A 20,374-nucleotide genomic window follows, 5' to 3' on the forward strand; every position below is an offset into this window, starting at 1 on the left:
AGATCAGCGGCTCCTGGATACGTTAGCAAAAGATTTGTCTCCAAACGGGCTTAACGTGATGCCCTGAAGTGACGCATTTCGCGCCTGGTAGTGAACACCGTGTGCCAATGGAATCACTGGCATACGGTCATTTAGAATGCGTTGCGCCTGTATATATAAGTCCCGACGCTCATTGCGCTGTTCAATCTCTATTGCGGTGTCGAGAAAGCGGTCAAAGTAGCGATTACACCAATTGGAAAGGTTCCAGCCAGTGAATTTGGCATTACAGGAGAGCAAAGGCCTCAGGAAATTATCCGGGTCGCCGTTATCTGCAATCCATCCGGTTAACACCATGCCCAATTCGTTAATATCGTCCCTCAGTAATTTTCTGTTGATGTCTTCCAGCGCAATGATATTCACTTTGATACCAATCGGCGAAAGATTCGCTTGAATCAACTCTGCCGTTTTCCGCGGGCTAGGGTTATAGGCTTTCGGCGTTAAAGGCACGATCAGGTCGACTTCAAAGCCATGTCGGTAGCCGGCTTTCGCCATCAGGCTGAGGGCGAGTTGCGGGTCGTAAACCACATTAGATTTTTCGTTATAGGCCCAAGACATAGGTGGCAACATGCCGTTAGCGGGTGTGCCAGTACCGTAATAAACCGATTGGATCAATGTGTCGCGGTTAATGGCCAGACTAATGGCTTGCCTAACTTCCAACTCAGAGAGCGCGGGGTGACGGGTATTGAGTGCGAGAAACGCCACATTCATGCCTGTCTGCGAGGCCAGTACAAAATCAGGATTGTTTTCAATAACGGAAAGTTGGCTGGCAATGGGCGATGAAAGCACATCGCACTCGCGGGTGATGAGTTTACTCAGAGAGCCTGTACCGCGGTTACTGATGTCGTAGGCGATTTGCTCCATCGGTGCTGCGCCATTCCAGTAACCCCAGTGCCTTTTTAGTCGAATGAAGCGGTGAGGTTCATACTCATCCAGATAAAACGCACCAGAACCCACAGGGTGTGAGTCAATCTCTCCCGGTGTGCCTTTAGTTAAAAGGTGTTCTGCATATTCTGCTGAGTGAATGACCGCATAGGTGGTCGAGAGGGTCGACAGGAATGACACATCAGGTCGAGATAAGACAAACTTTACCGTGTAATCATCGAGGGCGATAACATCGTCAACCAATCCTGCGAAATCCATGCTTTCAAACCACGGATAGTCGCCACCTGAGACATTGTGAAAGGGATGCTCTGGGTCAATCAACCGCTTAAAGCTGAAAACGACATCATTCGCTGTGACGCCACGGCGGGGAATAAACCAGTCAGTCACCTGAAAGCTGGCACTTTGGCGAAGGTTGAAAATATACTCTTTGCCGTCTGGACTCACTTCCCAGCTCTGCGCCAGCATGGGCACAGGTTTATAGGTTCGTGAATCAAGCTGAAGAAGCCGATCGTAGATTTGACTGGAGAGCGCATCAGCAGTGAGGCCGCCATCGGTCAGCTGTGGGTTAAAGGTGTTCGGTTGACCCGGGCCGCAATAGATGAAACCACGGTTACGCGCAGCGTTATCGGAGAACGGGTCTTCACATCCAGCCAAAAAGAGGATGGTTACGCTTGCCAGCAGCAAGCGGCCTAGAGCGCTCATAAGCCAATGATTAGGTGATAAAGTTAAGTGTTTTAATTTACCACTGAAGCAACGGAGTCACCAAGTGGCGGCGCAAATATCTGGGTAATTTCAGAACAATTGGCGAAAAACTTATGCCGAATCGGTGTTTTCCTCACCAACCAGATTGTATTTTCGCAGCAACCCTCTTATTTGATGGTAGCTTAAGCCAAGCAGCTCTGCGGCGCGTCGTTGATTAAAACGTGCCTGTTCCATCGCCTTTTCAACAATTTCCTTCTCCTGATCCTGCTGCCATTGACGTAAATCGAGTGGGAAGGTGATTTCTGATTTCGACTCCGCCTTCTCTGCAGGCTTTTCGTTTCGCCAGGGTGCTTTGAATGGGTCGAGTTGAATATCTTCGGCATCAATCTCGCTGCCTTCGTCTGCGTGACGGTATATAGCGCGTTCTACCACGTTTTTCAGCTCACGTACGTTACCCGGCCAGCGATAGGTGTTGAGAAGCTTCGCCGCTTCCGTCGAAAAGCCGGAAAAGTAACTGTAACCAAGCTCCCGACACATTTTAAGCGCGTAATACTCGGCAAGAAGCAGAATGTCTCCCTGACGTTCTCGCAATGGCGGAAGGTGGATAACATCAAAGGCAAGCCTATCCAAGAGATCAGCGCGGAACTCACCGTCATCTGCCATCTGGGGCAAGTTCTCGTTAGTCGCGCACACCAGCCTGACATCTGCGCTTAGCACGTCACTGCCACCGACTCGCTCATATTCACCGTATTCGATGACACGAAGGAGTTTTTCCTGCACGCCAAGTGGAGACGTTGCTAATTCGTCCAGAAACAAAGTCCCACCTTCCGCCCTTTCAAAACGGCCTTTGTGCTTTCCTTTCGCGCCACTGAAAGAGCCGGCTTCATGGCCAAACAGCTCAGAATCAATCAGGCCTTCACTCAGTGCAGCGCAGTTCAGGCTGACCAGTGGGCCGTCCCAACGGCGTGATAAATAATGCAGGCGCTTGGCGATGAGTTCTTTACCTGTACCCCGCTCCCCCAGAATCAGTACAGGGCGGTCGAGCGGCGCAAGGCGGGAGACATGATCGAGGACGGAAAGGAAGTGATCGGATTCGCCAATCAGGTTGTCAGGTTTCTGCATGGTGAAATTTGCCAACTGTTAGTTTATTTCATCATACCCTTATAAGGGAAAAATGCACGTAATGAGTTAACTTATTGTAATTTATAGGATATAAAAGTTGGCACGGGGCTTGATATATATCTGGCAAATGAGGTTTTCCCTCACCTGTAAGCGCACAGAGCGCATTCGGCAATAAGGAGCATCACAATGGGTATTTTCTCTCGCTTTGCAGATATTGTTAACGCTAACGTCAATTCACTGCTGGATAAAGCAGAAGATCCACAAAAAATGGTTCGCCTGATTATTCAGGAAATGGAAGACACACTGGTTGAAGTTCGCACTTCCTCAGCACGTGCGCTGGCAGACAAAAAAGAACTGGCGCGTAAAATCGAAGGCATTGAACGTCAACTGACCGATTGGCAGGAAAAAGCGACACTGGCCCTTCAGAAATCTCGTGAAGATCTGGCTCGTGCGGCACTGATTGAAAAGCAAAAAGTGCACGATGTCCTGCTGACCCTCAAAGAAGAGTACAATCTGGTCGAAGAGACTATCGGTAAACTGGGTAACGAAATTGCAGAGCTTGAAACCAAGCTGGCAGAAACCCGCGCCCGTCAGCAAGCACTGGTAATTCGCCGTGAAGCCGCTGGCAAACGCCGCGACGTGCGTCGCCAACTGGATACTGGCCGCACTGATGAAGCGCTGGCAAAGTTCGAGCAATATGAGCGCCGCATCGATGAGCTGGAAGCAGAAGCAGACAGCTACAGCATCGGCAAAGGAAAGCGTCTTGAAGACGAATTTGCAGACCTGCAAGCGCAAGACGAAATCGAAAAAGAACTTGAGCGCATGAAAGCGGAACTTAAGGACAAAGAATAAGCCCTCGCAAAGGTAAGGAGTAGGCATGTCAATGGCGTTTCTTTCAATTCCACTGGTGGTGTTTTTTGTATTCGTTGCACCACTGTGGTTGTGGCTCCACTATCGCAGTAAACGACAAGTCGGTCAGGGCTTGAGTGGTGATGAGTTTGAGCAATTGCAAGCCCTGGCAAACCGCGCGGAAGCATTGCAGGACCGCATTCATTCTCTGGAGCGCATTCTTGATGAGGAAGCGCCAAATTGGAGACATAGACAATGAGCAAAACGTTGTATCGTGATCCTATAAACGGGAAGATCGGTGGCGTTTGTGCAGGTGTCGCTGATTACTTCGGGATGGAAATCTGGCTGGTAAGGATCCTGACTGTGACGGCATTTCTGATAGGACTGGGCTTTTTCGTTGTCGTGGCATACATTGCTGCCATGCTCATCCTTGAAAAAATGCCGCCGGAAGAGGCAAAACGGACTTTCCATTACAAAGAACATCAAGTGAAACAAAAACCTTGGCAACAAGGTAAATCAGCAAGCCAATTACTGGCTGATATTGATAATGAAATGGGCGAGATGGAGCGGGACGTTGGCAAAATGGAAGCGTACGTGACATCAAAAGAGTATGAACTGAATCGACAGTTCAAAAAGCTCTAAACAAAGCAACAATAGTTATTGTGTCCTCATCCCCCGCTTTTATCGCGGGGGATTTACCTTTTGAGGGGTGCTGCTATTTATGAATTCAGTGAAGCGTCAGGTGAATAAATGGGTGAGCCGTAGTCTGGATAGGCACGTTCGTCTCGCCGTGACGGGGCTTTCCCGTGCAGGTAAAACCGCGTTTATCACCTCACTCATCAATCAACTTCTGCACAGTGCGACCAATCCGCGCATGCCTTTGTTTGCGCCCGTCCGCGAAGGACGTGTTCTCGGTGCGCGACGTGTTCAGCAGAGTCAGCTGCATATTCCCGCCTTTGACTACGATCTTGGCATTCAATCATTGCGCGCGCATCCGCCAACATGGCCTTCTCCAACGCGCGATGTCAGCGAGATCAGACTGGAAATTCGATACCGCCCTGAGAAAGGGGCGATGAAGTTATTGCAAGATACCGCAACGCTGTATCTCGACATCGTTGATTACCCAGGAGAATGGTTGCTTGATTTGCCACTGCTCTCCATGAGTTTTGATGAATGGTCGCGTAAACAAAGTGGCATTTTGACTGGAAAACGCAAAGAGCTGGCAGAGGCTTGGCTGGAAGCGGTCGACAGCTTCGACCCGTTGGCAGATGCGGATGAAAAACTGATCGGCGAGATAGCGTCGAAATTTACCGCTTACCTCCATGCCTGTAAGGAAGAAGGGGGGCTGCATTGGGTACAACCGGGCCGATTCGTGCTACCGGGTGAATATTCAGGCGCGCCCGTGCTTCAGTTTTTCCCATTGGTTGGCAACAAGTACGGTGAAAGCCAACTGGCGAGTGCGCCGAAAGGCAGCAACTACGCCATGCTGAAACAGAGATACGATTACTACTGCCAGCATATTGTGAAAGGCTTCTATCAAGAGCATTTCTCTAAAGTCGATCGACAGATTGTGCTGGTGGATACCTTGCAACCACTGAATGCGGGGCCAGCGTCGTTTAACGATATGCGAATGGCGTTGGAGCAGTTAATGCAAAGCTTCCGCTACGGAAAAAGCGGTTTGCTACGCCGGCTTTTTGCACCGCGCATCGACAAGATACTGTTTGCGGCGACCAAAGCTGATCATGTGACGCCAGACCAGCATCCGAATCTGGTGTCCCTTCTTCAACAACTGATCCACGAAGCTTGGCAAACAGCGGCATTTGAAGGCATTGATATGGAGTGTGTCAGCCTGGCGTCGATTCAAGCGACTGAGCCCGGCATGGTAAACCATCAGGGTGACACCATGTCTGCATTGCGCGGCACGTTGGAAAATGGCGAGCCGATGTTGATGTACCCGGGTGATGTGCCGTCGAGGTTACCGGGCGAGGCTTTCTGGCAGGATAACCAATTCGAGTTCCGTCAGTTCCGTCCGCAGCAAACCGATGTGGATGAGCCATTACCACACATTCGCGTGGACAAGGCGCTGCAATATTTACTGGGCGACAAACTGAGGTAGGAGGCGAGATGAACGATTATAAAAAAGCCGTCGTGTTTGATGAGCCTGAGAAACAGCAAGACGAGTCTCCCGAGCTGACATTACAACGCCAGTTCGAACAAGATAAGGTTTCGTTCGCACTGGCTGAAGTGGAAGAAGAAACCGATGCTGAGCAGGCACTCGAGGCAACGCTCACGTCACCGAAGAAAAAGCGTTGGGGATTGCGAGCGCTCGCCGTTGCAGGCATTGGTTTGGTTGGCTGGCAAACGGTTGATTCTGTTTGGACAGCAGTACAGGCTGGAGATTGGCTGACTGTCGGCTGGAGCGGTTTTGTTGCCGGTATCGCGGCGATGGGCTTAGGCGCATTGGGGCGCGAATTTCTGGCACTCCGTCGCCTGAAAGGCCGACAGGACGAACGCGAAGAAGTCACCGCCATTATGGCGGCTGAAGGCATTGGTAAAGCCAAAGGCGTTTGCGAGAAGCTTTCCAAACAGTCAGGCGTTGAACTTACTGCGGGCTATGACAAATGGCAGACATCGCTGGCGGCGACGCACAACGACCGGGAAGTGTTCGAACTCTACGACCAGATGGTAGTGACAGAACAAGATGCCCGTGCCAAGAAAATGGTGACCAAATACGCCTCAGAAGCTGCGGTCATGGTCGCCCTCAGCCCATTGGCTGTGGCTGACATGTTGTTGGTGGCGTGGCGAAACTTCAGGCTGTTGGAGCAAATCTCCAAAGTGTATGGCGTAAAGCTAGGCTACTGGTCGCGCATTCGATTACTCAAGTTAGTGCTGGCTAACATGGCGTTCGCCGGAGCCAGTGAAGCGATCACGGATATTGGCACGGATCTACTTTCGGTCGATATTGCGGGCAAGCTTTCCGCAAGAGCTGCGCAAGGGCTTGGTGTTGGGCTGTTGACGGCAAGACTCGGTTACAAAGCTATGTCGGTGATGCGCCCGCTGCCTTACATTGGTACAAACGCGCCGAAGCTGTCTGATATGCGTAGGCAGTTACTCACCAAGCTGACCCCAGGAAATTAGCAGCGCCAATGGCGCTGTTTTCCTTTTGCAGGGAGAGGATTAGCTCTCTCACGTTTTCATGGGCACCGCTTGACTCAATCGCTTGAGAGGCGCACACTCCTTTCACTGTCAACAATTCCTGACACTTTTTTATACAGTTAATTGAATATGTCACGCTCTCAGGGATTATGGCGACTTTTCAAATCAACGTGGCTGACACCGAAAGACAGGATGCCGTCAGCCCCACTGCATACAGGACACTACCGTGAGATTACAGGTCTTTTGCGAAGATCGACTTGGATTAACCCGTGAACTCCTCGACATTCTGGCGCGTCGCAATATTGACTTGCGTGGTATCGAAATCGACCAAGTTGGCATTATCTATCTCAACTGCCCCGAAATAGAATTCGAAGAGTTCAGGCAATTGATGTCCGAAATCCGTCTTATAAGCGGCGTGACTGATGTACGGAAAATTCAGTTCCTGCCCGCTGAGCGTGAACACCGCGAACTGCGGGCACTGCTGGAAACACTGAGCGATCCTGTTTTCTCCGTCAATCTCAGCGGGAAAGTCGACATGGCGAACAAGGCCGCATTGCGTCTGATGGGCAGTGAAGAGTCTGACCTGATTGGCGAAACGGCCAACAGTGTGTTTCCTGATTTCAACTTCACCCATTGGCTGGAGCGCGACAACGCCGGTCAAATCCACCGCCAGGTTGTGCTTTCTGGCATGGATTACTTGATGGAAGTGATGCCGGTTTATGTCACTGACAGTGAAGATAAAGATGTGCTGGCCAGTGCCGTAATTCAGCTTAAACAAGTTTCAATGAACCACTTGCCAACCACCTTGTACCGCACGCCGGGTGAGCATGGTTTTGAGCATTTGGTTGGTCAATCCAGCAAGTTCCGCACTTTGGTGAATCAGGCGAAGAAGTTCGCGACCTTGGATGCGCCGCTTCTGATTCAAGGGGAAACCGGCACGGGCAAAGAAATGCTGGCGAAAGCCTGCCACCAAAGATCTCACCGAGCTGAGCATCCGTTCCTGCTGGTGAATTGTGTATCCATGCCGGACGATGCCGCTGAAACTGAGCTTTTTGGCTGTGCGCCAATGGAAGGACGAGAAGGCAAGAAAGGTCAGCTCGAGCAGGCTGATGGCGGAACTGTGTTCCTCTATGAAGTAGGTGAAATGAGTCAGCACCTGCAGATCAAACTGCTTCGTTTTATGCAAGATGGCACTTTCCGCAGAGTGGGCGAAGAGAAAGAGATTAAGGTTGATGTGCGTGTGATTTGTTCAACGCAGAAGAATCTGTCTGAACGCGTCGCTGCAGGGCAATTCCGCGAAGATTTGTATTATCGACTGAATGTTCTCTCGCTGACGGTGCCACCACTTCGTGAGCGCCCCTCTGATGTTCAACCGCTGGCAGAGTTGTTCCTGAATCAGTTTGCTGCTGAGTTGGGGCAAGAAAGGCCCATGCTACAACAAGGCGTTCTGGAATTGCTGAACCAATACTCTTGGCCGGGTAACGTCAGACAGCTTCGGAATGTATTGTTCCGTGCGATGACGCAAATCGAAGAAGGGTGCCTGACCAAAGATGACATTCAGTTGCCAGAGACAGAACAAAGCGCGTTCCTAACGGAAGAAACGCTGGAAGGATCGCTGGACGACATCATGAAACGTTATGAGTCGGGGATCCTGTCGAACCTTTATCGCAGTTATCCTTCGACCCGCAAACTGGCGAAGCGTCTCAGCGTTTCCCATACCGCCGTCGCGAACAAACTTCGCGAGTACGGCATAGGCAAGAAATAGAAAAAATGGCGACTGTATCAGTCGCCATTTTTTCCATAGTCAGGAGCTTTTGCTTTATCTCCAGACCATAGCGATATCCAGTGAGCTCACCATCGCTGCCGATCACGCGGTGGCAGGGGATAACAAGAGGAATAGGATTCACATTGTTGGCCATCCCAACCGCTCGACAAGCTTTTGGATTGCCAATTTCCCTTGCAATGTCAGCGTAAGACCTCGTTTCCCCATAAGGAATGCCACGAAGAATTTGCCAGACTTTGTGCTGGAATTCCGTGCCGTCGGGGGCGAGAGGGATGTCGAATTGAGCACGTTCCCCGTTGAGGAATTCGAGAATTTGCTTCTTAAAAGGGGCGAGGTGCTTAGGGGAGTGCTTCCACTGTTTGCAGGATTCAACAGGATGATGAAGGCATAAGGTCAATTGTCTCAACCCTGACCCATCAGCCAGTAAGTGAATTTTCCCCAGCGGTGATTCAAAGCTATCGTAATACATAACAACGACACAGTTGGATAGGAGGCGAATTGTCAGTCGAAATTATAAACCCATTCCCGCAATTACGTATTGATAATCTTATCATTCGTGCGATCCAGAAGCCTGATATCCCACTTATCGTGAATTATTTTCAGGTTAATCGCCAATACTTAACACCTTGGGAGCCGTTGAGACCAGACAGCTTTTTCACTTATGAAGGTTGGGAACGGCGCATCATTCAACTAACCGAATTGCAACGTCATGGGTTGGCGTATTACTTCATGATTTTTGAAGAAGGAAGCGATGAAGTTTGCGGGGTGATCACTTACAACAACATCATGCAGTTCCCTTTTCACGCCTGTAATGTGGGCTATTCGCTGGCTGAGTCAGCGCAAGGGCGAGGCATTATGCGCCGGGCGCTCAAAGCGACCAACCAATGGTTGTTTGATAACCTCAACATGCACCGTGTGATGGCTTCTTACATGCCAAGGAACAAACGCAGTGAAGCCGTGCTTCAGGCCGCAGGATTCAAGAAAGAAGGTGAAGCCAAAGACTACCTCCTGATCAACGGGAATTGGGAAGACCATATCCTTACCTCTGTCATCAACACCAACTGGGTAGCGTCCACCAATGAATGAAACATCGGCATTTGAAAGGCTGGAAAAGCAACTGGCATTGATTGTCGAGATTGATCAACTCAAAGCCGTACTAAGACGTACTCGAATTAAAAGTGATAACGACCGTTTGGAGAATTCTGCTGAGCACAGTTGGCAGGTGGCTTTGATGGCACTGCTATTAGAAGAACACGCCAATGAACCAGTGGATGTCGCGAAAGTGGTTAAAATGCTGCTGCTCCACGATGTGGTGGAAATCGATGCGGGCGATACATTCGTTTACGATTTGGAAGCCGCTAAGCTTCAACCTGAGAAAGAGCTGAAAGCGGCGAAGCGTATTTTCGGTATGCTGCCAGACGATCAGCGAGATGCGTTGATGGCCCTATGGTTAGAGTTTGAAGCAGGTGAAACGCCTGAAGCGCGGTATGGTAAGGCGCTGGACCGCATGTTGCCCATGTTGCTCAACTATCACAGTGACGGACAAAGCTGGAAGGAGCATGGTGTGCGCTACGATCAGGCACTGAGCATAAACAGCAAGATTGAAAAAGGCTCTGAACTGCTGTGGGAAAAAGTACAAATGATGCTGAGTGAAGCTGTCGACAAAGGCTGGCTGAAAAAATAATCCCGGCACTCGCCGGGATTTCTCTGTTTGCAATGAACCAATTTCCCGTTAGGTCACCGTAATCATACGCATGGTGTTGGTTGCGCCTACATAGCCCATCACATCACCTTGAGTGAAAATCACTACGTCCCAAGGCTTGAGATAGCCTTTCTCTTTCAGCAGAGCGATAGCTTTATGCGCCACTTCTGCGCCAGCGCCAGTGTCACTTTCGAAATAGACCGGTGTCACGCCACGATAAAGCGCAGCACGCGATAGCGTGGATTCATGTTGGGAAAGGGCAAAAATGGGTTTGCCCGAACTGATACGAGACATCATGAGCGCTGTTTTGCCGGATTCTGTCAGTGAGACCATGGCTTTCACTTTCGGCATGTGGTTTGCCGCGTACATGGTTGCCATAGAAACTGTTTCTTCAATCAGTTCGAACTCTTTGTTTAAACGGTGGTTGGAGACGTTAATTGATGGCATCTTCTCTGCGCCAATACAGACTTCGGCCATGGATTTTACGGTTTCCAGTGGGTAATCGCCCGCTGCGGTTTCTGCAGACAGCATGACGGCGTCTGTCCCATCTAACACGGCATTTGCCACATCCATGACTTCCGCCCTCGTTGGCATGGGGGCTTTGATCATCGATTCCATCATTTGTGTCGCGGTAATCACACAGCGGTTCATCGAGCGGGCGCGGCGGATAAGTTTCTTCTGTACACCCACGAGTTCTGGGTCACCGATCTCCACACCCAGATCGCCACGGGCCACCATGACAGCATCAGACGCTTCGATGATGTCATCAATATTCTCATCTGTAGCGACGGTTTCCGCCCGCTCTACCTTGGCAACCAAACGGGTATCAAGGCCTGCATCGCGCGCTAACGAACGGGCCAGACGCATGTCATCGCCGTTACGCGGGAAAGAAATCGCCAGATAGTCCACATTGATTTTTGCAGCAGTGAGGATGTCCTGTTTGTCTTTATCGGTCAGAGCGGGTGCTGATAAACCGCCACCTTTCTTGTTGATGCCTTTGTTGTTGGAAAGGGGGCCACCTACAGTGACTTCCGTGTGGATACAAGTACCGTCTACCGAAATGACTTTCAGCTGAACGCGTCCGTCATCCAGCAGCAAGATGTCATCTGGAACGACATCATTCGGTAGGTTCTTGTAATCGATACCGACGCGTTCTTTGTCACCTTTTCCTGGTTCGAGTGCAGCATCCAACACAAAGCGATCACCGACCGCGAGCTGAATTTTGCCATCCGCGAAGGTGGATACACGAATTTTTGGCCCTTGTAGATCACCGAGAATACCGACATGACGTCCGAGCTTCGCAGCGATAGCGCGAACCTTATTAGCGCGGTCGATATGGTCTTCAGCGGTACCGTGAGAGAAGTTCATCCTCACCACGTTCGCGCCGGCAGCGATGATTTGTTCCAGCATACCTTCCTTATCGGTAGCCGGGCCCAATGTAGTCACGATTTTTGTTCGACGTAATATCTCAGACATGAAAGTCTCCTGAGTAAAAATGCATACGAAAGAGCAATGAGGAATTATTGATATTTGTATTTATATAAAGAGTGTAGATGAGTGGGCGTAAGAGAAAGAAAAAGGGCAGACTTTGCGTCTGCCCTTTAAAGTTTATGTCAGTGATTCTTTGTTGAATCGAGAGTCCTTAATGGCCTCTTTCACACGTTTGAGGTTTTCGCGGAACCCTGGACCACGGCGCAGTGTGAAGCCTGTTGCCAGAACGTCAATCACGGTCATCTGAACCACACGGCTTGCCATCGGCATATAGATGTCAGTGTCTTCCGGCACATCCAGCGTAATGGTCAGCGAACAGACTTTGTCCAGCGGAGAGCCTTTCTCGGTAATACCGATAACGGTCGCGCCGTTTTCTTTGGCCAAAGTCGCAACGTCTACCAGCGATTTGGTTCGGCCAGTGTGTGAAATGACGACCACAACATCACCGTCTGTGCAGTTAATGCAGCTCATGCGTTGCATAACAATGTCGTTGAAACAGACGATGGGGATGTTAAAGCGGAAGAATTTATTTTGTGCATCGTGGGCAACGGATGCTGAAGCGCCCAAGCCGAAGAAAGAAATTTTCTTAGCTTGAGTCAGCAAATCTACTGCCCGATTGATTTGGTGGGCGTCGATGCTGTTTTTCGCTACATCCAGGCATGCCATCGTCGATTCAAAGATCTTCGAGGTGTAAGCGTCGGCGCTGTCGTGCTCTTCAACGTTACGGTTCACGTAAGGTGTACCGTTTGCCAGGCTTTGTGCCAGATGAAGTTTAAAATCAGGGAAGCCTTTCGTGTCTAGCCTGCGGCAGAAACGGTTTACTGTAGGCTCGCTGACATCAGCCATTTTGGCGAGTGTCGCGATGCTGGAATGAATAGCAGTCTGAGGAGAAGCGATGATCACTTCAGCGACTTTCCTTTCCGACTTACTAAAGTTTTCAATATTTTTTTGTATTTTTTCTAGGGTGTTCATTCAGATTACCGCGTTGCTTCCGCTGTCTGTTTTGTCAGTCTTTCCTGCCTAAAATCACTGGCGGTAAGGTCTGACGCTATTGGGTGAAATATTTCGACGTCCAACGATGTTATAGTCGAGTCTAACGGTTGGAGTCGTTTAATAACATTTTAACCAAAAAATACCTTCAAAAAATTTGTATTCATTCACGCTTTTAGTTGCTTAATTACACAATACCGAAGCTTTTTTTCACCAAATGCGAAACGGGTTCGGTTTCTTGTGGCACGTCTCGAATGAATTAAGCGTAGAAATGAAAATGGCTTACAAGGAACTTTCGATGTCGAAACCATATAAAACAGTTTCAATAAGCGGATGTGGTTGGCTTGGTCTTCCTCTCGCGGAACATTTGCATCAAGTTGGATATTCGGTCACTGGTAGCAAACGTAGCGTTGTGTCTCTCAACGAATTGGAATTGAAGCACATCAATGGTGTGGTGTTCGATATATTTAGTGAGGAACACGACCCGTCATCACAACCTCTTTTTGAAAGCGATGTTTTTGTAGCCAACATTCCGCCCGGCAGACGAACAATCGATGGAAATGTCTTCGTTATTGCCATGAAGAGAATGGTGGATGCCGCAAAGTCTGGCGGCGTGAAACAATTCATCTTTATCAGTACCTCTTCGGTCTACGGCAGTGTCACAGGGTTAGTCACAGAAAAAACAGTCTGTGAGCCCAACACAGAGTCTGGGAAAGCCCATCGTGAGATTGAAGATTATGTATTCGCTGAGTTTGGTGATCGTGGCGTTGTGCTGAGATTATCGGGTTTGATTGGTGATCAGCGCCACCCTGGAAAACATCTCGCGGGCAGGGAAAATGTCAGTCGAGGGTTGGATCCGGTAAACCTTGTTCATCGTGAAGATTGTATTCAGGCGGTCAGTGCCATTATTGCTCTGCAAAGCGGTGGCGAAACTTTCCATCTCAGCGCCACCGATCATCCTACTCGTTCAGCATTTTACCGTTGGGCCGCTGCAGGACTGGGTTTGCAGGAACCGCAATTTATTGAAGACGGGGGTGAAGGGAAGGTGATAGTTGCTGATCACACGCTGCAAACGTTGGGTATGACGCTGAAGTATCCGTCGCCCTTTGACATGCCATTGCCGACGTTGGGGTAAATGGCAGCATAAAAAAAGCCCGCTTCATCTGAAGCGGGCAACATAAATGTTTTTTAAGCAGGAGTAAGAAAAAGCAGCAGCATCTAGCGATAAGTTGGAAGTCATGTGTGGCGGCCAGCTATACATTAAAAAGGCACTTATCCGCTATCTACATACATTCAGACTGGGCCATTTTCATTTAGTTCAAAAAAATTCGAAAAAAATTTTCTCTCTCCAAAATCCCCAATCTCTGACGCCAGACGAAAAAAAGCCCGTACTCAATATCAGTGTACGGGCTCCAGAAGAATAAAAACTTCTAAGAAAAAGCAGTGGCATTATATGTGACCTGATGAAGTCCAGATTGTTCCCCAAAGAATCGATTTTTTTCTCACATTTGAGTGTGACTGAGTGCCGTTTCAGCGAATGGCATTAATTTACAGACGCTTACATCCAACAGATTTTTTTCGTGGCAAGGACAACTTTTTTGATGATTGTTTAGGGGTTGTTATTAATGCTAACGGGATGTAAAGTTAAACAAGTGTTTAATACAGGTGAATGAAAATGGCTGGGAAAGGCGAAACCAAAGGAAAAATTCTTGATGCTGCGGAGCAGTTATTTGCTGAGCATGGTTTCAAAGAGACCTCTCTTCGCACCATCACGAGCAAGGCTGGGGTAAACCTGGCGTCGGTCAATTATCACTTTGGTGATAAGAAGTCGCTTGTGCGTGCTGTCCTCGCCCGTTATCTCGAACAGTTTATGCCACAACTGGAGCAAGAGTTGAGGCTGCTTTTAGTGAAAGATGACATTTCAATGGAAGAAGTGTTCGCGTGTACCAAGCGTCCACTATTAGGGTTAGACACTTTCCGCCGCCATGGTGCTTCCACGTTTATGCAGCTTATCGGCCGCGGTTATACCGATGTTCAGGGCCACCTTCGTTGGTTTATTACCACCCGCTACGATGCTGTTTTGAAGCTTTTTACAGAAGCGGTGATAAAAGCCAACCCATCACTGAAACCTGAACATGTGTTTTGGCGACTTCACTTTACGCTGGGCGCGGTGATTTTCACCATGGCGTCTAACGTTGCACTCAGTGAAATCGCAGAGAATGACTTTGGTTCCGATGTGACGACAGAAGACATTCTCGACCGATTGATCCCTTATCTGGCAGCAGGTGTGGACGCACCGACCAGTCAGGAATTGTCTCTTGTGCCAAGCGGCGTGCCGCAAAGTGCAGGATAAAGCTTAAAAATAATAAAAAATTAACGTGTTACAAATACAAGGATCTGAATCATGAGCTCTCAACCATCACTTAGAAGACGTTATTTAAGCGACCCTGCATTTAAGTTTTTCAAGAAGGTTCTTCCGCCGCTGTCTGAGACAGAACGTGAGGCGATGGAAGCTGGCAGTGTATGGTGGGATGGCGAACTGTTCGCCGGTAATCCCGACTGGCGTAAGTTGCTGCAGTATCCAAAACCACGTTTAACTGACGAAGAAAAAGCGTTCATGGAAAACCAGCTGGAAGAACTGCTGGGGATGCTGGATGACTTTGAAATCGTTCAGGAGCGCAAAGACTTACCGCCTGAAGTGTGGGAGTTCCTGAAGAAGGAAAAATTCTTCTCGCTGATCATTCCAAAAGAGTACGGCGGTCTCGAATTCTCTGCCTATGCGAACTCGACCATTGTTTCACGCATCGCCACGCGAAGCTTGAGTGCAGCGGTGACTGTGATGGTACCAAACTCTCTGGGCCCAGGTGAGCTATTGACTCACTATGGCACTGAGGAACAAAAGAACTACTGGTTGCCGCGTTTGGCAAACGGTCAGGATGTCCCATGTTTTGCGTTGACTGGCCCTGAAGCGGGCTCAGATGCGGGCTCTATCCCGGATAAAGGCATCGTATGTATGGGCGAGCACGAAGGTAAAGAAGTGCTGGGTATCCGCCTGACGTGGAACAAACGCTACATCACGCTAGCGCCAGTGGCCTCTGTGCTTGGTCTTGCCTTTAAATTGCATGACCCAGAAGGTCTGTTAGGCGACAAGGAACAACTCGGTATCACCTGTGCGTTGATCCCAGCGGATCACGAAGGTGTTGAGATTGGTGAGCGTCACAACCCGCTGGGTTTGTCGTTCATGAATGGCCCAACGCGTGGTCAGGATGTGTTCATTCCAATGGAGTGGGTCATCGGTGGTCAAGATTATGTCGGTCGCGGCTGGCGTATGCTGGTGGAATGTCTCTCAGCAGGTCGTGGTATCTCACTGCCTGCACTGGGCACCGCAGTTGGTCACCTGACGGCACGCACGACAGGTGCTTATGCTTATGTTCGCAAGCAGTTTGGTATGCACATCGGTAAATTCGAAGGTGTGGGCGAGGCGATGGGGCGCATTGGTGGTTACACCTATATGCTCGAGGCAGCGCGCACACTGACCACGACTTCTCTGGATATGCATGAGAAGCCGGGTATTGTGACTGCCATTGCCAAATACCACATGACTGAACTGGCGCGCACCATCCTGAATGATTCGATGGACATTCATGCCGGCCGTGCAATCCAGTTGGGGCCTTTGAATTATGTTGGTCACCACTACTTTGGTATGCCTGTGGCAATCACAGTAGAAGGGGCGAACATTCTGACCCGTAACCTGATGATCTTCGGACAGGGTGCGACACGTTGTCACCCATACGTGTTGAAAGAAATGGAAGCGGCGGCAGAGAAAGATGAAGCAAAAGGTGCAGAAGCGTTCGATTCACTGCTGATCAAACACATTGGCTTTGCCACTAAGAACGTGTTGATGTCTTTCACCAATGCATTTACTCGCTCAAGCTTTAACAAATCACCGGTATCGGGCGAAACGGCGGCATACTATCGTCAGCTGTCCCGCATGAGCCGCGCGCTGGCAGTTACAGCCGACGTTGCCATGTTGACGCTGGGTGGTGAACTGAAACGCCGTGAAATGCTGTCTGCCCGCTTGGGTGATGTACTGAGTCACCTTTACTTGGCTTCTGCAGTATTGAAGCGCTACGAAGATGAAGGTCGTCAGCAAGCTGACCTACCATTCGTTCACTACTCACTGCAGCACTGTTTGAACAAATGTGCGGAAGCGTTTGACGGTGCGTTCAACAACTTCCCGCAGAAAGGTGTTGGTTTCTCGCTGCGTACCATCCTGTTCCCTCTGGGTATGCACTACAAAGCGCCATCAGACAAACTGGCAACGCAAATTGCTGATCTTCTGATGACTCCGGGCGCACACCGCGAGCGTCTGACGCACCTTTGTTATGTCGGCGACAAAGCAACTGACCCGGTAGGTATCATGGAACGTGCTTTCGAAGCCATGGTGGCGGTTAAGCCGCTGGAGAAGAAAATGGCGGTTGCAGCAAAGGCGAAGAAAATCCCTGCGAAAGGTTTACTGTCCGAACGTTTGGATGCTGCCCTTGAGCAGAATATTCTGACCCAGGAAGAAGTCGACCAAATCAAACACGCTGATGCGCTGCGCTACGAAGCGATTCAGGTGGATAACTTTGACCCTTCATGGTTCAAGTCAGAATCTGAGTCTGCACCGGCTAGCCCGAAGAACGGTAAAGCTGCATAACAGCAGATTTGTTCTCAAAAACGCCGCAACTGCGGCGTTTTTTCTTGCTAACACCTCCAACCACTACCCGAAATCGGGGTTTTGCGACAAAAACAAGTGCCAAAACAAGATGAAGTATTTATCCTAAGCCCAACTTTGAAAGGAAGGTTGAATATGATCATCAAACCGAAAATTCGCGGATTTATCTGTACGACTACCCATCCAAAAGGATGTGAAGCTAACGTAAAAGAGCAAATCGAATACACCAAAGCCCAGGGCCCAATTACTAACGCACCAAAACGTGTACTGGTAGTAGGTTCATCTAGCGGCTATGGCCTGTCATCGCGCATTGCTGCTGCGTTTGGCGGCGGTGCAGCGACCATCGGTGTGTTCTTCGAAAAGCCAGGCACGGAGAAAAAGCCGGGCACAGCGGGTTGGTACAACTCTGCGGCATTCGACAAATTCGCCAAGGAAGAAGGTCTTTACTCAAAGAGCCTGAACGGCGATGCATTCTCTGATGAAGCGAAAAAGAAAGCGATCGAGCTGATTAAAGAAGATCTTGGTCAGGTTGATATGGTGGTTTACTCACTGGCTTCTCCAGTTCGTAAACTGCCAAAAACGGGCGAAGTGGTTCGTTCATCACTGAAGCCAATTGGTGATGTTTACACTTCTACAGCAGTAGACACCAACAAAGACCAAATCATCGAAGCCAGTGTTGAGCCTGCAACTGAGCAGGAAATCAAAGATACGGTTACCGTAATGGGTGGCGAAGATTGGGAACTGTGGATTCAAGCTCTGTCTGACGCAGGCGTGCTGGCTGACGGTTGTAAGACCGTAGCCTACAGCTACATCGGTACTGAGCTGACTTGGCCAATCTACTGGGACGGCGCATTGGGTCGTGCGAAGATGGACTTGGATCGCGCAGCAGCGGCACTGAACGACAAGCTTTCTGCCACTGGCGGTACTGCAAACGTAGCGGTACTGAAATCGGTTGTGACTCAAGCGAGCTCAGCGATTCCAGTGATGCCTTTGTACATCGCTATGGTGTTCAAGAAAATGCGCGCTGAAGGTGTTCACGAAGGCTGTATGGAGCAAATCTACCGCATGTTCAGCCAGCGCCTTTACAAGGCTGATGGTTCAGCAGCAGAAGTAGACGATAAAAACCGTCTGCGTTTGGATGACTGGGAACTGCGTGACGACATTCAGCAACACTGCCGTGACCTGTGGCCACAAATCACTTCAGAGAACCTGAAAGAGCTGACAGACTACGTGGAATACAAAGAAGAATTCCTGAAACTGTTCGGCTTTGGTGTTGAAGGTGTGGATTACGACGCTGACGTTAACCCAGAAGTGGATTTTGACGTTCAGGCTATCTAATCAGCCACCTGAATTTGAACAAAATGAAGCCAGCGATCATTCGCTGGCTTTTTCTTTTGAGCGTTTGCAAGCCGCGCTACATAAGGGCTGCGATGAAAAATGCCAGAGATTTTTGCTAAAAGTTTGATCAATGTGGCTGATATTTATCAGATTTGCTCGATAAAGAAGCAAACAAACCAAAACGCCGAAATTAGTGCGTGACAGCCCAAAAAACTTATGTAGAATGCCAACCCGTACCGCAGAAGAAGGCAACTTACTGAAGCGGGACAAACGAAGGCGCGTTGGCAGAGTGGCTATGCAGCGGATTGCAAATCCGTGGACCTCGGTTCGACTCCGGGACGCGCCTCCATGATGCGACACTAGCTCAGCTGGTAGAGCGCAACCTTGCCAAGGTTGAGGTCACGAGTTCGAACCTCGTGTGTCGCTCCAATCTCTTTTAAGGGATTGAGAAATGGGAATCGCTGTCATTGTGCGAGAACAATGAAATACGGACGCGGGATGGAGCAGCCTGGTAGCTCGTCGGGCTCATAACCCGAAGGTCGTCGGTTCAAATCCGGCTCCCGCAACCAATTGCGACACTAGCTCAGCTGGTAGAGCGCAACCTTGCCAAGGTTGAGGTCACGAGTTCGAACCTCGTGTGTCGCTCCAAATTATTTGCAGATGGTGCCTATCATCGCAATCACAGAATTGCGTGCCCTGGTGGTGGAATTGGTAGACACAAGGGATTTAAAATCCCTCGACGTTCGCGTTGTGCCGGTTCAAGTCCGGCCCGGGGCACCATTAAATTAAGGCCTACAAGCACAAGCTTGTAGGCCTTTTTCTTTTGGTCATTTCTCGGCGGAAAAGTGAAGGGGGCTGGCTCCGATTTTCTGTCGCAGTTGCCACCTACTTCCCCGTTACTAACTGCTGATGATCTCTCGCGTGTTAAGCTTCGCGAGTTGTTTGTCATGTATCTTGCCCAATAGAACCAGCGATGTGATCGCACCAATCATCGCCAGGAACATATCTGATTGCGTGTCCCAAACGTAGCCCTGAGTGCCAAGGAAAGCTTCAGCAGACTCTCCAGACATAACCGCAACCCACCACTCGATAAGCTCATAGAACGCACTGAAAGCCAAACAGAATGATACGATAAAGAAATTGCGCCAGCGTGGTGAAGGTATCACTGAGTTTCGAATCAATATTTCACGAGCCACCAAGGCAGGAATGAACCCTTGCGCAAAGTGACCCACTTTGTCGTAGTTATTGCGTGCGGTATTGGTTATCTCTTTGATGTAATCAAATAGCGGGACTTCCGCATATGTGTAGTGCCCACCTACCATCAAAATCACGCAGTGAACCAGAATAAAGAAGTAAGTGACTTGGGTGAGCGGAAAAGACTTTCGGGTCATCGCTAGAGCGACAAGTGCAATAAGCGCTGGCGCCACTTCAAGGAACCAGGTGAACTGATCTTTTGGGTTGATTGCAGACCAAATAAAAACAGCAAAGAAGATAGTAAGCCAGATTGTTGAGTTTGCTTTCTTCATTTAGATACCTAATGTTTTAATAACAGTCACTTATCTACACGTGTCAGCTAGCTTAGGCTATTCGCGTAGTGGGCGTA

18 protein-coding genes and 5 tRNA genes are annotated in these 20,374 nt (G+C 49.5%); 17 read left to right on the forward strand and 6 right to left on the reverse strand.

Going from position 1 to position 20,374, the window contains the following annotated elements:
• Positions 1 to 3: 3 nt before the first annotated feature.
• Entirely contained in the window at positions 4 to 1,623 is a 1,620-nt protein-coding gene (gene sapA / locus G5S52_RS09005; protein ID WP_165012908.1) for an ABC transporter substrate-binding protein SapA, read from the reverse strand.
• Positions 1,624 to 1,734: 111 nt separating this feature from the next.
• Positions 1,735 to 2,745 (reverse strand): phage shock protein operon transcriptional activator, encoded by a 1,011-nt coding sequence (pspF, locus tag G5S52_RS09010; RefSeq protein ID WP_165012910.1) that lies wholly within the window; start codon positions 2,743 to 2,745, stop codon positions 1,735 to 1,737.
• A 186-nt stretch (positions 2,746 to 2,931) separates the two neighbouring features.
• On the opposite strand from pspF, the gene pspA reads away from it, so the two are divergent.
• From pspA to tyrR, 6 genes are all read left to right on the forward strand, one after another.
• Positions 2,932 to 3,597 (forward strand): phage shock protein PspA, encoded by a 666-nt coding sequence (gene pspA, locus G5S52_RS09015; RefSeq protein WP_002539260.1) that lies wholly within the window; start codon positions 2,932 to 2,934, stop codon positions 3,595 to 3,597.
• Between the two features lie 25 nt (positions 3,598 to 3,622).
• Positions 3,623 to 3,853 carry an envelope stress response membrane protein PspB gene (pspB, locus tag G5S52_RS09020; protein WP_002539261.1) on the forward strand — a complete coding sequence of 77 codons (231 nt, stop codon included), beginning with the start codon at positions 3,623 to 3,625 and terminating at the stop codon, positions 3,851 to 3,853.
• Complete coding sequence (gene pspC, locus G5S52_RS09025; RefSeq protein WP_165012912.1) at positions 3,850 to 4,236, forward strand: envelope stress response membrane protein PspC; 387 nt, start codon at positions 3,850 to 3,852, stop codon at positions 4,234 to 4,236. The genes pspB and pspC overlap by 4 nt, the downstream gene beginning before the upstream one ends.
• 79 nt (positions 4,237 to 4,315) lie before the next feature.
• Positions 4,316 to 5,710, forward strand: a complete 1,395-nt coding sequence (locus tag G5S52_RS09030; RefSeq protein WP_165012914.1) for a YcjX family GTP-binding protein — start codon at positions 4,316 to 4,318, stop codon at positions 5,708 to 5,710.
• A gap of 8 nt (positions 5,711 to 5,718) precedes the next feature.
• Positions 5,719 to 6,732: a YcjF family protein gene (locus G5S52_RS09035; protein WP_165012916.1), complete on the forward strand. Its 1,014-nt coding sequence runs from the start codon at positions 5,719 to 5,721 to the stop codon at positions 6,730 to 6,732.
• Between the two features lie 244 nt (positions 6,733 to 6,976).
• Positions 6,977 to 8,515 carry a transcriptional regulator TyrR gene (gene tyrR / locus G5S52_RS09040; RefSeq protein ID WP_002539268.1) on the forward strand — a complete coding sequence of 513 codons (1,539 nt, stop codon included), beginning with the start codon at positions 6,977 to 6,979 and terminating at the stop codon, positions 8,513 to 8,515.
• On the opposite strand, the gene G5S52_RS09045 is transcribed toward tyrR, so the two are convergent.
• On the reverse strand, positions 8,454 to 9,002 hold the full coding sequence (locus tag G5S52_RS09045; protein WP_165012918.1) for a methylated-DNA--[protein]-cysteine S-methyltransferase: 549 nt from the start codon (positions 9,000 to 9,002) through the stop codon (positions 8,454 to 8,456). The two genes, tyrR and G5S52_RS09045, sit on opposite strands and share 62 nt — an antisense overlap.
• A 29-nt stretch (positions 9,003 to 9,031) precedes the next feature.
• On the opposite strand from G5S52_RS09045, the gene rimJ reads away from it, so the two are divergent.
• Together rimJ and G5S52_RS09055 are read left to right on the forward strand one after the other, a co-directional pair.
• Entirely contained in the window at positions 9,032 to 9,619 is a 588-nt protein-coding gene (gene rimJ / locus G5S52_RS09050; protein WP_046306995.1) for a ribosomal protein S5-alanine N-acetyltransferase, read from the forward strand.
• Complete coding sequence (locus G5S52_RS09055) at positions 9,612 to 10,217, forward strand: HD domain-containing protein (RefSeq protein WP_165012920.1); 606 nt, start codon at positions 9,612 to 9,614, stop codon at positions 10,215 to 10,217. Before rimJ ends, G5S52_RS09055 begins: the two co-directional genes overlap by 8 nt.
• Positions 10,218 to 10,265: 48 nt before the next feature.
• Here G5S52_RS09055 and pyk read toward each other — a convergent pair whose 3' ends face one another.
• A complete protein-coding gene (pyk, locus tag G5S52_RS09060) occupies positions 10,266 to 11,711 on the reverse strand; it encodes a pyruvate kinase (RefSeq protein WP_046306998.1) in 1,446 nt (481 codons plus the stop codon).
• Between the two features lie 132 nt (positions 11,712 to 11,843).
• Positions 11,844 to 12,698: a MurR/RpiR family transcriptional regulator gene (locus G5S52_RS09065; protein ID WP_002539273.1), complete on the reverse strand. Its 855-nt coding sequence runs from the start codon at positions 12,696 to 12,698 to the stop codon at positions 11,844 to 11,846.
• A 316-nt stretch (positions 12,699 to 13,014) separates the two neighbouring features.
• On the opposite strand from G5S52_RS09065, the gene G5S52_RS09070 reads away from it, so the two are divergent.
• The 9 genes from G5S52_RS09070 (at position 13,015) to G5S52_RS09110 (ending at position 19,551) form a co-directional block, all read left to right on the forward strand.
• Positions 13,015 to 13,851 (forward strand): NAD-dependent epimerase/dehydratase family protein, encoded by an 837-nt coding sequence (locus G5S52_RS09070; RefSeq protein WP_165012922.1) that lies wholly within the window; start codon positions 13,015 to 13,017, stop codon positions 13,849 to 13,851.
• Between the two features lie 540 nt (positions 13,852 to 14,391).
• Positions 14,392 to 15,069, forward strand: coding sequence for a TetR family transcriptional repressor PsrA (psrA, locus tag G5S52_RS09075; RefSeq protein ID WP_165012924.1), 678 nt, complete (start codon positions 14,392 to 14,394; stop codon positions 15,067 to 15,069).
• Positions 15,070 to 15,120: 51 nt separating this feature from the next.
• On the forward strand, positions 15,121 to 17,415 hold the full coding sequence (locus tag G5S52_RS09080; RefSeq protein WP_165012926.1) for an acyl-CoA dehydrogenase: 2,295 nt from the start codon (positions 15,121 to 15,123) through the stop codon (positions 17,413 to 17,415).
• Positions 17,416 to 17,568: 153 nt separating this feature from the next.
• On the forward strand, positions 17,569 to 18,771 hold the full coding sequence (gene fabV, locus G5S52_RS09085) for an enoyl-ACP reductase FabV (RefSeq protein WP_165012928.1): 1,203 nt from the start codon (positions 17,569 to 17,571) through the stop codon (positions 18,769 to 18,771).
• Between the two features lie 275 nt (positions 18,772 to 19,046).
• Positions 19,047 to 19,120 (forward strand) — tRNA-Cys (locus G5S52_RS09090).
• A gap of 4 nt (positions 19,121 to 19,124) precedes the next feature.
• Positions 19,125 to 19,200, forward strand: a tRNA-Gly gene (locus tag G5S52_RS09095).
• A gap of 63 nt (positions 19,201 to 19,263) precedes the next feature.
• Positions 19,264 to 19,340, forward strand: a tRNA-Met gene (locus G5S52_RS09100).
• Between the two features lie 3 nt (positions 19,341 to 19,343).
• A tRNA-Gly gene (locus G5S52_RS09105) sits at positions 19,344 to 19,419 on the forward strand.
• A gap of 45 nt (positions 19,420 to 19,464) precedes the next feature.
• Positions 19,465 to 19,551 (forward strand) — tRNA-Leu (locus G5S52_RS09110).
• Positions 19,552 to 19,670: 119 nt separating this feature from the next.
• Here G5S52_RS09110 and G5S52_RS09115 read toward each other — a convergent pair.
• Positions 19,671 to 20,297, reverse strand: a complete 627-nt coding sequence (locus G5S52_RS09115; RefSeq protein ID WP_165012930.1) for a DUF2238 domain-containing protein — start codon at positions 20,295 to 20,297, stop codon at positions 19,671 to 19,673.
• Positions 20,298 to 20,374: the final 77 nt, after the last annotated feature.

This window comes from Grimontia sedimenti (assembly GCF_011045095.1).
In the GTDB taxonomy this organism is placed as follows: domain Bacteria; phylum Pseudomonadota; class Gammaproteobacteria; order Enterobacterales; family Vibrionaceae; genus Enterovibrio; species Enterovibrio sedimenti.